Origin of the sequence: Arthrobacter sp. ISL-95 (assembly GCF_018613695.1) — a bacterium.
Taxonomy (GTDB): Bacteria; Actinomycetota; Actinomycetes; order Actinomycetales; family Micrococcaceae; genus Arthrobacter.
In genome coordinates this window covers 24,690-37,614 of the sequence record NZ_JAGGPR010000007.1, presented here as the reverse complement: position 1 = coordinate 37,614, position 12,925 = coordinate 24,690, and the positions used below count along the sequence as shown (strand labels likewise).

Annotated in this window: 14 protein-coding genes; 7 read left to right on the top strand and 7 right to left on the bottom strand. The window is 60.2% G+C overall.

Features of this window, described 5'->3' with window-relative positions; translation table 11 throughout:
- Window positions 1–70: 70 nt before the first annotated feature.
- The 5 genes from J7I86_RS11615 to J7I86_RS11595 all read right to left on the bottom strand — a co-directional run bounded on the left by J7I86_RS11615 (window position 71) and on the right by J7I86_RS11595 (window position 4,583).
- Window positions 71–913 carry an SDR family oxidoreductase gene (locus J7I86_RS11615; protein ID WP_214819982.1) on the bottom strand — a complete coding sequence of 281 codons (843 nt, stop codon included), beginning with the start codon at window positions 911–913 and terminating at the stop codon, window positions 71–73.
- Between the two features lie 121 nt (window positions 914–1,034).
- Complete coding sequence (locus J7I86_RS11610; protein WP_214819980.1) at window positions 1,035–1,796, bottom strand: SDR family NAD(P)-dependent oxidoreductase; 762 nt, start codon at window positions 1,794–1,796, stop codon at window positions 1,035–1,037.
- A 29-nt stretch (window positions 1,797–1,825) separates the two neighbouring features.
- A complete protein-coding gene (locus J7I86_RS11605) occupies window positions 1,826–3,046 on the bottom strand; it encodes an MFS transporter (RefSeq protein WP_214819977.1) in 1,221 nt (406 codons plus the stop codon).
- A 99-nt stretch (window positions 3,047–3,145) separates the two neighbouring features.
- Window positions 3,146–4,018 carry an aldo/keto reductase gene (locus J7I86_RS11600; protein WP_214819975.1) on the bottom strand — a complete coding sequence of 291 codons (873 nt, stop codon included), beginning with the start codon at window positions 4,016–4,018 and terminating at the stop codon, window positions 3,146–3,148.
- Window positions 4,019–4,121: 103 nt separating this feature from the next.
- Window positions 4,122–4,583 (bottom strand): nuclear transport factor 2 family protein, encoded by a 462-nt coding sequence (locus J7I86_RS11595; protein WP_214819973.1) that lies wholly within the window; start codon window positions 4,581–4,583, stop codon window positions 4,122–4,124.
- A 250-nt stretch (window positions 4,584–4,833) separates the two neighbouring features.
- On the opposite strand from J7I86_RS11595, the gene J7I86_RS11590 reads away from it, so the two are divergent.
- The 6 genes from J7I86_RS11590 (at window position 4,834) to J7I86_RS11565 (ending at window position 9,836) form a co-directional block, all read left to right on the top strand.
- Complete coding sequence (locus J7I86_RS11590; protein WP_214819971.1) at window positions 4,834–5,544, top strand: TetR/AcrR family transcriptional regulator; 711 nt, start codon at window positions 4,834–4,836, stop codon at window positions 5,542–5,544.
- A 147-nt stretch (window positions 5,545–5,691) separates the two neighbouring features.
- Window positions 5,692–6,093 carry a cupin domain-containing protein gene (locus J7I86_RS11585; protein WP_214819969.1) on the top strand — a complete coding sequence of 134 codons (402 nt, stop codon included), beginning with the start codon at window positions 5,692–5,694 and terminating at the stop codon, window positions 6,091–6,093.
- 250 nt (window positions 6,094–6,343) lie between these two features.
- Complete coding sequence (locus tag J7I86_RS11580) at window positions 6,344–6,925, top strand: recombinase family protein (RefSeq protein WP_214819967.1); 582 nt, start codon at window positions 6,344–6,346, stop codon at window positions 6,923–6,925.
- A 185-nt stretch (window positions 6,926–7,110) separates the two neighbouring features.
- Entirely contained in the window at window positions 7,111–7,632 is a 522-nt protein-coding gene (locus J7I86_RS11575) for a hypothetical protein (RefSeq protein ID WP_214819965.1), read from the top strand.
- 337 nt (window positions 7,633–7,969) lie between these two features.
- Window positions 7,970–8,707 (top strand): hypothetical protein, encoded by a 738-nt coding sequence (locus J7I86_RS11570; protein WP_286179695.1) that lies wholly within the window; start codon window positions 7,970–7,972, stop codon window positions 8,705–8,707.
- 613 nt (window positions 8,708–9,320) lie between these two features.
- Window positions 9,321–9,836 carry a hypothetical protein gene (locus J7I86_RS11565; protein ID WP_214819963.1) on the top strand — a complete coding sequence of 172 codons (516 nt, stop codon included), beginning with the start codon at window positions 9,321–9,323 and terminating at the stop codon, window positions 9,834–9,836.
- A gap of 604 nt (window positions 9,837–10,440) precedes the next feature.
- On the opposite strand, the gene J7I86_RS22810 is transcribed toward J7I86_RS11565, so the two are convergent.
- Window positions 10,441–10,572, bottom strand: a complete 132-nt coding sequence (locus J7I86_RS22810; RefSeq protein WP_286179694.1) for a hypothetical protein — start codon at window positions 10,570–10,572, stop codon at window positions 10,441–10,443.
- A 350-nt stretch (window positions 10,573–10,922) separates the two neighbouring features.
- Here J7I86_RS22810 and J7I86_RS11560 point away from each other — a divergent pair, with 350 nt between their 5' ends.
- Window positions 10,923–11,129 (top strand): hypothetical protein, encoded by a 207-nt coding sequence (locus J7I86_RS11560; RefSeq protein ID WP_214819962.1) that lies wholly within the window; start codon window positions 10,923–10,925, stop codon window positions 11,127–11,129.
- A 712-nt stretch (window positions 11,130–11,841) separates the two neighbouring features.
- Here the strand turns inward: J7I86_RS11560 and J7I86_RS11555 are convergent.
- Window positions 11,842–12,687 carry a hypothetical protein gene (locus tag J7I86_RS11555; protein ID WP_214819960.1) on the bottom strand — a complete coding sequence of 282 codons (846 nt, stop codon included), beginning with the start codon at window positions 12,685–12,687 and terminating at the stop codon, window positions 11,842–11,844.
- Between the last annotated feature and the right edge of the window lie 238 nt (window positions 12,688–12,925).

Here is a 12,925-nt window from a genome sequence, read left to right as displayed (position 1 = left end):
CGGCACTCTGGTCCGCCACGGTCGTTCATCTGATGACTGGAGCCGTGGTTCGTGGCGCTGCTCCGGATGGTCAGTCCACGTCCGTGGTGGACGCAAGCTGCTTTTGTGCTTCGAGTGCCGTGAGACGGTCCTGCAGAACCTGGTGCGTGGTGCCGTAGGCGTCAGAGCCGAGCAGCAGCCGAAGCGGTGCGGGCACGACGTCGACGCTGTCGATCATCGCGGCGACCATTTTGTCTGCGTCCCCGGGCGCGTCGATGCCGAGTAGTCCCCGGAACGCGTGAGCCGGGTTTCCTTCGTAGGCCGGGAGCTGGTCCGCGATCTGAATGCTGGCTCCGAGGAACTCGGTGCGCGCTGAGCCGGGCTCGACGATCGTGATACCGATACCGAACGGGGCAACTTCCTGGGAGACCGACTCCGCAAAGCCTTCAATGCCCCACTTGGTGGCGTGATACATCGAGGAGCCGGGGAAGGTGACTTGCCCACCGTAACTGGAGATCTGGAGGATCCGTCCCCCGCCCTGGGCGCGGAGGTGCGGCAGCGCAGCACGGATGAGCTGGATCGAGCCGGTGAGGTTGGTGTCGATAATGTCCTGGATTTGCTTGTCGGAGAGCTCTTCGGCGGCGCCGAAGAGTCCGTAACCGGCGTTGCTGACCACGACGTCGATGCGGCCAAGATCTCCGAAGGCTCGATCAACGCTCGAGCGCACGGCCGCGACATCGGTTACGTCGAGCAACTGGACGCGGAAGGCGTCGCCGTACTGCTCTTGCAGGTCGACGACGGTTTCGGGTTTGCGCACGGTGCCGACGACACGGTCCCCGCGTGCGAGGAGCTGCTCGGCGAGCTTCCGCCCGAAGCCGCTCGAAACCCCGGTAATGAGCCAGGTGCGCTTGGCGGTGATGGAATCGTTGGTCATGGTTCTCCTTTTACAAGAAGCGAACGGTTGGGATGTTGAGGGTTCAGCCAGTGGCCCCGCAGATGCCGTCGGCTCTGAGGCAGGGCGTGGTGGAAGCGGGCCGCTTCCACGGTGCGTGTTCTCAGTTTTGGCCGCTGAGCTGGTCAGCTGGTGACGGTAAGGGAACGCCGGTGTGGTCGCCGAGCTGTGCGACGAGCTCGTCCTGGAAGTCCTGATGCAGGGCGGCCGGGTGGGGTTTTTGCTGACGCATGTGGTGCCAGTACCCGCCGGTGACGTCGGCCCCTGGGTCCTTGCTGCCGGCCAGCCATGCCTGGGTGAGGTGGCCTTCGCGGAGATCATCGGACGCCGAGGAACCGCCCATGCGGGTGGGAACCCAGCCTGGGTCTACCGCGTTGGTGCGGACATCGGGCCAGGTGCGGGCGAGGAACATCGTGAGCGCGGTGATGAACAGTTTCGAGTCGGAGTACGATTTGGTGGCCCGGGACCCGGACCAATCCGCGCCGGTCAGGTCTTCCCGCCCGCTGCGGTGCATGCCGCTACTGATGTAGACAAGCCGGTCAGGGCGCTCGATCAACGCGGTGAGCAGGTATGGCGCTACGACGTTGACCGGCAAAATCGGTGCTCCGTCCGCGACGCCGGCGTTGTGGATGATGGCGTCCATCCGGCCGATGCTGTTGATTTGCTCTGCCACGGCACGAACGTCGTCCGTGTGGGCCAGATCGCCGGTGACTACCCGCACCCCACGGCCGGCCAGGTCACTGAGTGCTTGGGCCCGTTGGGGGTTTCGTGCGTGGAGGACGAGCTCGTGCCCATTCGCCAGGAGGTCCAGTGCGGCATTGCGGCCGAGTCCTTCGGAGGATCCAGTGATGAAAATGCGGGACATTTTGTCATCTCTTTCTGGTGTTAGTGGTGTCAGTTCTGGTCGGTGAGAGCACCGCGTCGGGTGAACACCCACACCAGGAGCGCGACGATGACGATGGCCACGGCGGTGACGGTGATGGTGGTCCACCCGCCAGCGGCCCAGAGCGGCCCGGCAAGGGCGGAACCGATCGCTCCGCCAAGGAAGTTGCTGACCACGAATGCTGTGTTCAAGCGGCTGCGGCTCTGGCCGGGCAGGGACAGCAGCCGTGTCTGGCCCAGCACGAGGGTCGCCTGTGCGGCCAGATCCAAAACGATCACGACGACGATCATGGCGATCACGGAGGATTGACCCAGCCAGGCACCGACGAGGGACACTGCAAGCAGACCGAGCGTGACGCCGGAGGCTGGTACTGACCAGCCACGGTCGTGGAACATGCCCGCGCGCCGCGCGGCCACGGCACCGACGAGCCCCGCGAGGCCGAACAGGCCTATCTGGCCGACGGTGAAGGAGAAAGGCGGCGCCGACAACAGGTAGGTCAGCGAGGTCCAGAACAGGGAGAACACGGAGAACACCGCGGCGCTGATCAGGATCGTGGGTGCGGCGGCGCGGTGGTGGGCAACGGTGGTGAACACGGACCCGAGCAAACGGAAGTAGTTCGTGGCCGGGCGCTGTTCCAGCCGGGGGATCATAAAGGACAGCACCACAGCGAGGGCGACGCTGAGGATCGCGGCAAGAACGTAGATGGCCCGCCAGCCAACGAATTCCGCGACGGCTCCGCTGATGGTACGGGACAAAAGGATACCGATGAGGGCTCCGGAGGCGATCGTGCCCAGCACGCGGCCGCGCTGCTCAGGAGCGGCCAGTTCGCTGGCCAGCGGGGTGAGCAACTGCGCTGAAACGGTGGTCAAGCCTACTCCGCCAAGCGCGGCGAGCAACAGCGAGAACGTGGGGGCCACAGCGGCGCCAAGGAGCGCAAGCGCTGACAATCCGAGGATGAGGGGGATCATCCTCCTGCGGTTCAGAACATCACCAAGAGGAACGATCAAAAAGATCCCCAACGCGTAACCGATCTGGGTGGCGGTTACCAAGGACGCGGCGACGGTGGAAGAGACCTGGAGCTGGCCTGCGATCTCTCCGATAAGGGGTTGGGCCCAGTACAGGTTCCCGACAGCGAGGCCGCCGGCAACGGCGAAGGTGATGGTCCGGCTGCGGGTCATGCCATTAGTGGTGCCGGCGCCCGTCGCTACCCTTTCGTTGAGCCTGGTAGCCATGATGCCCTTCTTCCTGACGCCGTATCCGGGCGTCTAATCGATGAAACAGGACCAGTCGGGCCGCCGAACAGATGCGGCCCGACTGGTGTGCAGTGATACTCAGGCTTCGTCAATAACGATGCCGGAAGCCTCGAGGTCGAGGCTGTCAATATCGAGGGTGTCCCCGGTGTCCAGGGAATCGATCCGTGCCAGCTCGTCGCTGGTCAATTCAAAGTCGAAAACGTCAAAATTCTGGGCGATGCGTTCGGCGTTGATGGACTTCGGGATGGCCGAGCGGCCCTGCTGGATGTGCCAGCGGAGCATGACCTGGGCGTTCGTTTTGCCGTAAACCTCGCCGATGGCGCGGATCGTGGTGTCGTTCAAAGGGTTGGTGGGTGCCCCGTTGTAGCTGCGGATGCCACCGATCGGGGACCACGCCTGGGTGAGGATCCCGTGTTTGGTGTTTTTGGCCTGAATTTCGGCATGGACGTTGTACGGGTGCAGCTCGATCTGGTTGACCGCCGGCACGATATCCGTTTCAGCGAGCAGCGCATCGAGGCGGGCCGGGACCAGGTTGCTCACGCCGATGGCGCGGACCGCACCGTCAGCCAAAAGCTTTTCCAGCGCCTTATAGGCCTTGATCGTCCGGTCGAACTTCGCGGTCAACGGCTGGTGCAAGAGCAGCAAATCCAGCTGCTCGACACCGAGCTTCTTGGTGCTCTTCTCAAACGCGTGGAGCGTCTCTTCATACCCATAGTCGGTGATCCACACCTTGGTTTCGATGAACACCTCATCCCGAGGTACTCCAGAGCGGCGCAGGCCCTCCCCCACCTCCCGCTCATTCAAATAAGCTGCGGCAGTGTCGATGTGCCGGTACCCGAGTTCCAGCGCCGTCTGCACAGCCGTGACCGTCTCCTCGGGGGCAGCCTGAAATACTCCAAGACCGATCGCGGGCATGGTGACACCATTATTGAAAGTAACTGTCGAGGACATCTCTTCTCTTTCCATCTTCGGTTCAACGTGAAAATCGCGCACACCATTGCGTGTCCAGTGGGGGCAACCATCGGAAGGCGGGCGGCTCGCCGCACTGAAAGGGTTACGCCGTGGCACCCGGGACGGGCTTGTGGTGGGCGCTCATGTCGCCGACGCCGTCAGCGTCAACAACACGCTCTTGGAATCGCCAGGCTCCGTCTTCAAAGACGAACGAGTCGAGGTAACGCCCCTGGAATATGAGCTGCAGGGGGAAGTCTTTCGTTACCTGGATCGAATCCACATACGAGACGCTCTTAGCGGTTTCGCCGTCCTCCGCAACGTCGATAAGCAAATTGCTCACCACATGCCTGGTGCCGAGCCTGTCACCGTAGACTCGGATGACCTGCAGGGCCGCCAGATGCTCCTCAGCGCCCTGACAAACCACCTCGGGTGAGAGTTGCCAGCGGGCCTTCTCGAACAGCGCGGCAGCGCCGGCCAAGTCGGCGCCATCCAAACGATGGCAGTAGGTGTAGATCAAGCGTGTAATCGCAGACTCGGCATCGCGACGCTGCTCAGATGTCAGCATGTTTTCCTTCACTTCTAGTCGGCAGTGCGGCCGCATGTTCCCGCCAGGCGGCGGAGCGCTGGTACCGCAAAATGTTCGGATTCAAAGCCCCCAGAAGGCTCGGAAGAGACTGGGCTGAATATCGGAGTTCAGGGCGAGCTGGGCTGCCCGACAGCCTAAACCCGGATATTCAAAGCGGATAGCTCGCATCCATATAAAGAAATTATCACAGAAGCGGATACGCCGCAACCGCTTTGATAAGCTGGGAGACATGACAGAAGTAAAGTTGCGCAAGGATGCCGCTCGGAATCGCGCACGATTATTGGAAGCGGGGCGGGAGGTCTTCGCCCAGCGCGGCCTTGACGCGACCCTGAACGATGTCGCCCATCACGCCGGCGTCGGGGTGGGAACCGCCTACCGCCGATTTGCCAACAAGGAAGACCTCATCGACGCGATTCGCTGTCTGCAGGACAGCGAACTTGAGGCAATCCTGAATGAGTCTCTTGCCATGGACGATCCGTGGGACGCCTTGGTGCACTATTTGGAGAAGTCGCTCGCTCTGCATGTGAGGGACCGCGGGATGGCTGAACTACTTACCGGACGTCGTGTGCGGCCGGAAATGCACGACCACAGCCGCAACCGGCTCGCACCCCTCGTCAATCGCGTGGCAGAACGTGCATGTGACGCCGGAGTACTGCGCCCCGACGCTACCGGGACCGACTTGATCTTTCTTCAGATAGCCTGCATCGGCATCAGTAACGTCGTGCAGGACGGACCCGAAATCGAAGAACGAAGCGATGCCCCCGACCTGTACCGCCGCTACCTCTGGGTGATGCTCGACGGCCTGATCCCTCAACGCGACGACACCGCACTACTCCCCGTGCGGGCACTCACCACAACACAACTCCACGCACTCCTCAGCGCCCCCATCACCGCGGACACCTCACACGCGATGGGAAGCAACGCCAACGGGGGGCCGTAAGCTCTTCCCCACGGGCCGACACCATGCCGTCACCCACGAAAATTCATCGAAACCATCACCCACGTCCCGCTCTACGCCGACTGGTCCAAGGGCATGTGATTCATGGCGTCGCCAAGAATGCCTTTACACACAACAGGTAGGAAAAACATGAACATCGAACCCCTAGTGCCGACCACCAAGAACCCGCCGGCCCAGTTTGCCGGGGACGTGTGGCTTGACCCGATCGCTCTACCCCACGAGGATGACCAGACCATGGTCGTCGCCACGGTCCGTTTCGCCCCCGGAGCACGAACTGCCTGGCACTCCCACCAGCACGGCCAGTACCTTCGCGTGACCCAAGGCGTCGGCCGTTTCGGTACCCGGGACGGAAAGATCATCGAAGTCCACCCTGGCCAGACGCTTTACACTCCACCCGGCGAAGAGCACTGGCACGCCGCCGCCCCCGGCTGCTTTATGGAACACGTCGCCATGCTCCAAAACGGACAGGACCCGTCCAAAACCACCACCTGGGGCGAGCACATCACCGACGACGAGTACAAGGGCCGCTAACTGCAGCTCGTGACTCACAAGCCAATAATGAGCTGGGTCTTCTCGTTGCACAGAACAGGCCAACTCTTCAAGGGGCCGCATCACAACCCTTGGGATACGAGACGTCTCACCGACTATGTCCTGCCGGATCCTGATTACGGTGAAATCTTGCGACCTTCTCTGCATCCGGCGATTCTCATAACTATGTCTCGAAACCGTCTGCTTGAATCGGGGTACTAATCGTTAGTTATGAGACACATTGGAGGCCTGCATGTCTAAACTTATTGGCTATGCACGAGTTTCAACACGGCAGCAGTCCACCGACCGGCAGCGGGCGGATCTACTGGCCGCCGGCGTTCGACGCGATGACCTCTACATCGACGACGGAGTCTCCGGAGCACGTGCTTCACGACCACAGTTCGATAAAGCACTCGACGCACTCATCGAGGGTGACACCCTCGTCATCACGACTTTGGACCGCCTCGGGCGATCCACCCAAAACATGCTCGCCTTCGCCGATGAACTCCGCAGCAGGGGCGCCGGCCTCCGCGTCCTGAACCTGGGCGGAGGCGACGTCGACACCGCAACACCGATGGGCTCTATGTTGTTCACGATCATGGCCGCCCTTGCGCAGATGGAACACGAGATCAAACGCGAACGTGTTACGGATTCCATAATCAAACGAAGAGAAGCTGGCAAGGACCTTGGCGGCCGGCCCCGCCGGGTCACTGATAGCCAGATCAGAAGCGCTGTCCGCCTGGTCAAAGGTGGCGAGCCCGCGGCGCAGGTAGCCCGCGATCTCGGTATGTCCCGAGCGACGTTCTACAGGCGGTCACGAGCGCTTGCCGACTAGCAGGGCGACATTTAGCGCCGAAAAAAGACCGCCATTTACCGCCAACAGTCACAGATAAATGGCGGTGGTTTCACAGCGCAATTTGGCGCACGGGGCTGCGCGCAAGAGGATCCTTTACCGGACGGTCCACGTCCCCGACTCGCCAGGTATGCATCCGACCTGAGCCGGGCGCATATGCTGGCGATATGCGCTCTAAATTCTCAGGCGGGGCCACCCCGGCGGCCCTCGATTTGATCGCTGCCCGCGCGTTGTGGCTCAGCCGGCAAAATGCAGCACCAACAGCGATCTCGGCTGCGACTCAAGCCCTCGTCGAAGGAATTGACACCGAACCAATCCGTGAGCTCGCCGGCAGTCCCGTGAACGCAAACGTTTTCGAACTCGGCGCACTGATTGACGCGTCTCTGAAAAGTCTGGACCTCCCGACATCCGAAATGACTAAGGACGACGCACTCCTGATTTCAGCACGCTACTTTGCCCAGCAAGTGATTCACGGTGAACTTCCGATTCGGGAGTTTACGGCCTGGGCTCACTCTGTTATCGGCCACGAGGGACCATCGCTCATGCAGGACATCGTGATGCTCGATGATCTTTACGACGGATTCGAGGGCGGCTGGGGCACCGAGCCGGACTTCATGCTGACACTCGAGCAATTTCTCGAGGCAGCGCATGATGCAGGGCAACAGTGGGCGCTGCCTCGAAGCATCTAGGAATCCGTCGACTACTCGTAACCATTGTGCGTCCCAGTCTTGAAGCATTGTTCCTTCGAGGATCCCTCACCGGACGCGGATTCTCGTTTTCCCAGTTCTAGCTGACATGCCACAGGCTCCCCTCTTTGGTTTTCCGAATGTAGTGGCTGGCTGTTTCATCAAGCTGCGCATGGGTTGTGTGTTGTTTCTGGTACTTCAATGGAGGGTGTGGGTCACGGTCGGCGTTGATGCCTGACCTGGCCGTTTCCTCCCCAGTTCAGGGACTAACGGACCCACACCTTAACGACAGATAGTGTTATCTCAGCTGGGAACCGCCCGGCTGTAAAAAGTAAACCCAATGGGGGGAACAGAAGTGAAGAAGTTTGCGCTGCAGAGCGTTGGAATGTCGGCGCTGGTAGTAATGGCACTGTCGGGATGCGGTGGGTCAACGGGTTCCACTGATACAGCTTCGTCTGAGGCTACGGCGTCGCCTACGCCCACCGTCGCCAAGCAGTACACCAACGACGAGCTCGTTGAACTGGTCAAGCAGATCAAGCCCAAGTCCGGCAAGGAATTGACCATTGCCTCCAGCGAGGAACTCGCCCAAGAGAATCCCATGAAAGCACTCCTAAGCATGTTCACGGTTGAACCTGCTGAGTGCAAGGACCTTGCTACGCTGGGCGGCAGTGAGACCCTCGCCGGTTCAACCACGGCGGCCGGCGCAGATCTGGACTCTGAATCTGGGGTCATGACAATGGTGACCCTGACTTCCGGGCTCGATAAGCAGAAGCTCCAGGACAGCATCGACAAGAGCGGCGCCCAGGCCGAGAAGTGCGCGAAGATGACGCTCTCCATGTCTGGCCAATCGATGAACGTCTCCACTGCAAAGTTCGACGGCATCAGCACGGTCCCCGGAACTGTGGCCTACAAGACCGACATGTCCACAGCCAGCGGCTCCGCACAAACCACCTATATGGCCTACGCCATCAAGGACGGGGTGCTGATTTCCGCTACGGCATCCGGCAAGGGCGCTGAAGCCAACGGCGTTGCCACCGCCAGCGAACTCATGGAACAGGCCGCAGCACTGATCAAATAGCAGTCCCGCAAGCTCCGGGCCGTGACCCCCACGGGGTCGCGGCCCTTGCTGTCTGCATGCCGAAACGGCCCACGATTGGAACTGCAGACCGGCCAGCCCAGAAACTGCCCCGACTTTCATGAGTCTTGAACGGAATCAGCGGTTCCCGAGCGGAGCAGCGTAGGGGGCGGCATGTGAAAATTGCATGCCTCAGAACGTTGGGAGCACGGCTTACGGGCAGGTCTGTCAGGGTGGGGCAAGGGGCGCTTGCTGCCCTGAGGCGAGGGTCCCTGCACCCCGAGGAACTCACCCTGCCGATAGCTGCTGGGAATCGAGGAGGCACTTCGTCTCGCTTCTAGCTGTATTCTTGAGCGGCTCACGCGCGTCGGCAGATCACTTGAAAGTCTTTGGGAAACAAATGAAAAAGAACACTCTGTGTGGCTTCGTCATGTCCGCATTCCTGCTTGCAGGCCTTACCGCATGTGGTGACGGAGGCACTTCAACTGATTCGACTTCCTCGCCAGGGCCTGAGTCAGTAACGGCCGCAGGGGACCCACCCAAGACGTACACATGAGCAGACCTCGAGAAGATTCTTAGAGACGTTCGGGACTCTAATGACGCGCCCCTTTTGCCGATGCCAGACGATCTGCTGGAAGACACCCTCAAACTGGCGAAAGAAGCCGTAACCAACAGCACCGTAGAGCCGGCCGCCTGCGCGGGGTTCGCAGTTGAGGGTAGCGAGATGTTGGAGACCGGAGCGACCGTCAACATGGGCATGTCGGCAGGTTCGAACGAACAGGCAAGTGTGTCACTGACTGTGGTCTCCGGTCTGCCCGAGGACAAGGTAGAGGCGATATTGACTGGCAAGTCCACCAATGTAGATTCTTGTGAATCCATGCAGGTGACGGTCCGGGGGCACAGTATCGAGGCAAGCACCACGAGCATGACGACTTCCGCCATGACTGAAGGGGCGGTGGCCTATAAGACATCAGCCATTGTCCCGGGGGAGGGTTCGCAGGAACAGCTGATGCTTACTGCTGCGAAACGTGGCGTCATCCTTATTGGCCGGTCATATGGAACCGCTGTTCCGTACGCTGATCTTGCCAAGCTCGAGTCCATGCTGGACCAAGCCGCAGCCCTCATCAAATAGCGACCAACGCGGTATATACGGAGAACCACCATGAAGAAGTCGATGTTTGTATTCCTTTTTGCGGCTGGAATTGTAGTTGCTGCGGTGCCCGCAGCTTGGGTAGTCTTCCTGGCTCTCGGGATGGAAAGTCCGAGTCCGGTGGTGCTGGCTGTAACGGCCCTGATAGGAGCTGGCGGAGGTGCCTTCCTGGGTGCCCGGTTCTGGGACGATCGACAGGTGCTGCGGCAACGCGCGGACCAAGTAAGAAACCAAGAAAAGGAATAGGCCTCCGGGCAATCGGCTAACGCGTGCAGGCGCGACACCACGCGATCAAAATCGTGCCCCGAACGAGCAGCACCACAGAGCAAACGTCAAAGACTATGTGTGTGGCCAGCTTCAAGTCAGTACTCGCGACATCTTGGTCTAGTGCTGGTGCATGGTCAGATTGCCCGAACTTGTTTTCCTATCCAAGCTGACGGCTGGCTTGGCACACACTCGTGATCATCCGCGAAGAAGTGCGTCAACATTGCCCAGTGACAAAATATTCTGGTATGTTCCGTGCCCGAGAGCTCCGGGGGCGCGGTGTCGATTCGCCCCGTATCGCAGATGTCCGGTGAGGGATCGGTCACCGGACGCTGCTGAGCGCCGTAGAGCTCATGGGGCCTGGGCGATCACCGAAACTTGCCCAAGCCACAATTAAGGCAACCACAATGACCACCAGCACAAGAGCCGCGATAAGCGTCCCGCGAGGTTTCATACCCGCAGACTAACCGGCGTCGCAGCATACTGGGCGTGGTTTGTCGTTTACAGCTTCCCGCAGGGCCCAGCTTCTCGTCCCGTAAGCATCGATCCTTTAGCGGACGGCGCTCCAACTCCACCCCACCTGCGATGGCCCGGTCGGATACTTGGTCTCTTGCCCTTGAGCTAAGCCCAGCCCAACGCCTGCCTGCGCCTCCTACCGGGGTGGGGACCTATTTCGAAGCTCATGGAGCGAAACAAAATCCCGGCCTATTTGCGAAAAAAAATCACCAGAAGGTAACTTAAAACTAAGGAACCTGATCGATATTTTGGGATCCAGGAGGCGCCGACAACAACGGGACAGCAACCATGAACGACCCACGGCACACAGCACGCAACCTCATAAAACAACGCGCCATAACCCTTGATCGGCTCTGGATCAGGTACTGGGCCCACGGCGGGAACGCGCCGGCCCTCGAATTCGATGCCTACCTGCACGAAGCACTGGTCCTGCACCCATTCGACCTGAAGATCCTCACCTGGGCTCTGGAAGACCTAGGAGCCACCAGCCGCTAAGGGCGCGACGACAAATCCGCCAACTTTAGGCCTTAACGGTCTGGGGCGGGCAAGGAGTGCATCAGAATGCGCTCAACTTGCCCGCCCCGCGTTACAGGTGCTGCGCTGGCCGTCTCAAGCTGTCAACGACCAGTGTTGCTGGTACTGCTGTATCCGTCTCCTAGTGCTTGACGGCCCGGTACTGCTGGTACTGCTCTGGTCGTCTCAAGCTGTCCGACGACCAGTGTTGCTGGTATTGCTGTATCCGTCTCCTACTGCTTGACGGCCCGGTACTACTGGTGTTGCTCTGGCCGTCTCAAGCTGTCGACGACCAGGTGGTGCTGGTGATGCGCTGGCCGTCTCAAGCTGTCCGACGACCAGGTCCTACTGGTACTGCGCTGATCGTCTCAAGCTGTCGACGACCAGGTTTTACTGCAACGGTTCTTCCCCCTCAAACAGCCAACTACACCACTTCAGGCGGGGGAACTTCCGTTCGCTTTTTCTTACGAGAAAAAAATATAGACACTCTCTGGAATCTCGTCAAGTTGGCTGTGTGCGCACTGGGTAAGGCCCCGTTGTGCGGCTGATTCGGGACCGACACTGCAACCACCAAGGACCGCAGGCGGATGGTAGCCACTACGAAGCGGACTTGCACAGGGCCGGTGGGGGATCCTCTTCCGGACGGTAGCGCCGAAGCAGCTATGAAGGCGCCAGCGCGAGTGGAAGAGTTCCGTCAGGCCACAAAAGCAGGTGGCTGGTTTGTATGTATAAGGTCGACGTCTTGGGTTTCTGGTCTCCAAAGGAGTGCATGCCTTTGTCCATCGGCGATTATGCTCAACTCCACGCTGTCTCCCTTGCGTACGGGTCCAACAGGGCTAGCGAATCGATAGAAAATACCAAAGGTGCTTGGTTCTCCTGACACGCCGTTGGCCTTTAGCCAGAGGATAACGCCAGCGCGGCCACCGGACTTACTTACAACCGTGGCTCTAATTTTCCGCCATTGAACACCAGAGTCGACGAGCTTGCGGGCTGCGCCAAAATCTGTGAGTTCCGTCCACAGCGCGAAAGCGATCGCGAACGGCGCCACCACAAGAAACACGGCAAAGAGTATGGGGTTTGGATGGCCCGCATCATCGATCCCTTCGAGCCAGATATCGTGAGGATCAGATGAGGCGACGTTGATCCTGGCGTGTGATCCAACCGGTGGCAGGGTGTTGCAGTAAGCGTTAGTTTTGGCGACGCCGTGCAGCTCTTGCCCATCTACGGTGTAGCTCATGTCGAGTTGGCAGGAGGCAGTGCGGCTACGCGGACTTTCCGTTTGTGCCGTAACGGTTCCCTCGATGGTGGTGTAGGTGGCCGTCGCATGATTGATGCCGGCAACTACGCTCCAACCTAGCAATGCGGTGACGGTTCCGATGACCAGTATGGCTGCGGAGCGCTTTATCAAAAGCTTTCTGCGAAGTCGACTGCCTTCCCAGACTGGCTGTTCGCGGTCGGGCAGGGGGGATGCTTGAAGGCGTGTCTGCTCAGTTATCTGTACCCAGTGGCTCCCTGAACCTTGGGATTCCGAGTTGATCAAGGTGTCCGGTTCTTCCCGTCGATGCACAGCTTTTCCTCCAATGGAGTGCGTCCTGGATGCATCAGTGCGCGCACAGCACAGGCCCCTTGAATGAAATCACCCTACCGGGAGCGCGTGCGAGCCTGGGCTATTACACGCTCTAACATGGCTGCCCGTAAGCCGGTCCTCCACCGGCCGCGGAATCGCGGAATTTTGCATCTGTCGAAATTCCCGGAGTTCCGGGACTTCCAGATTCCCG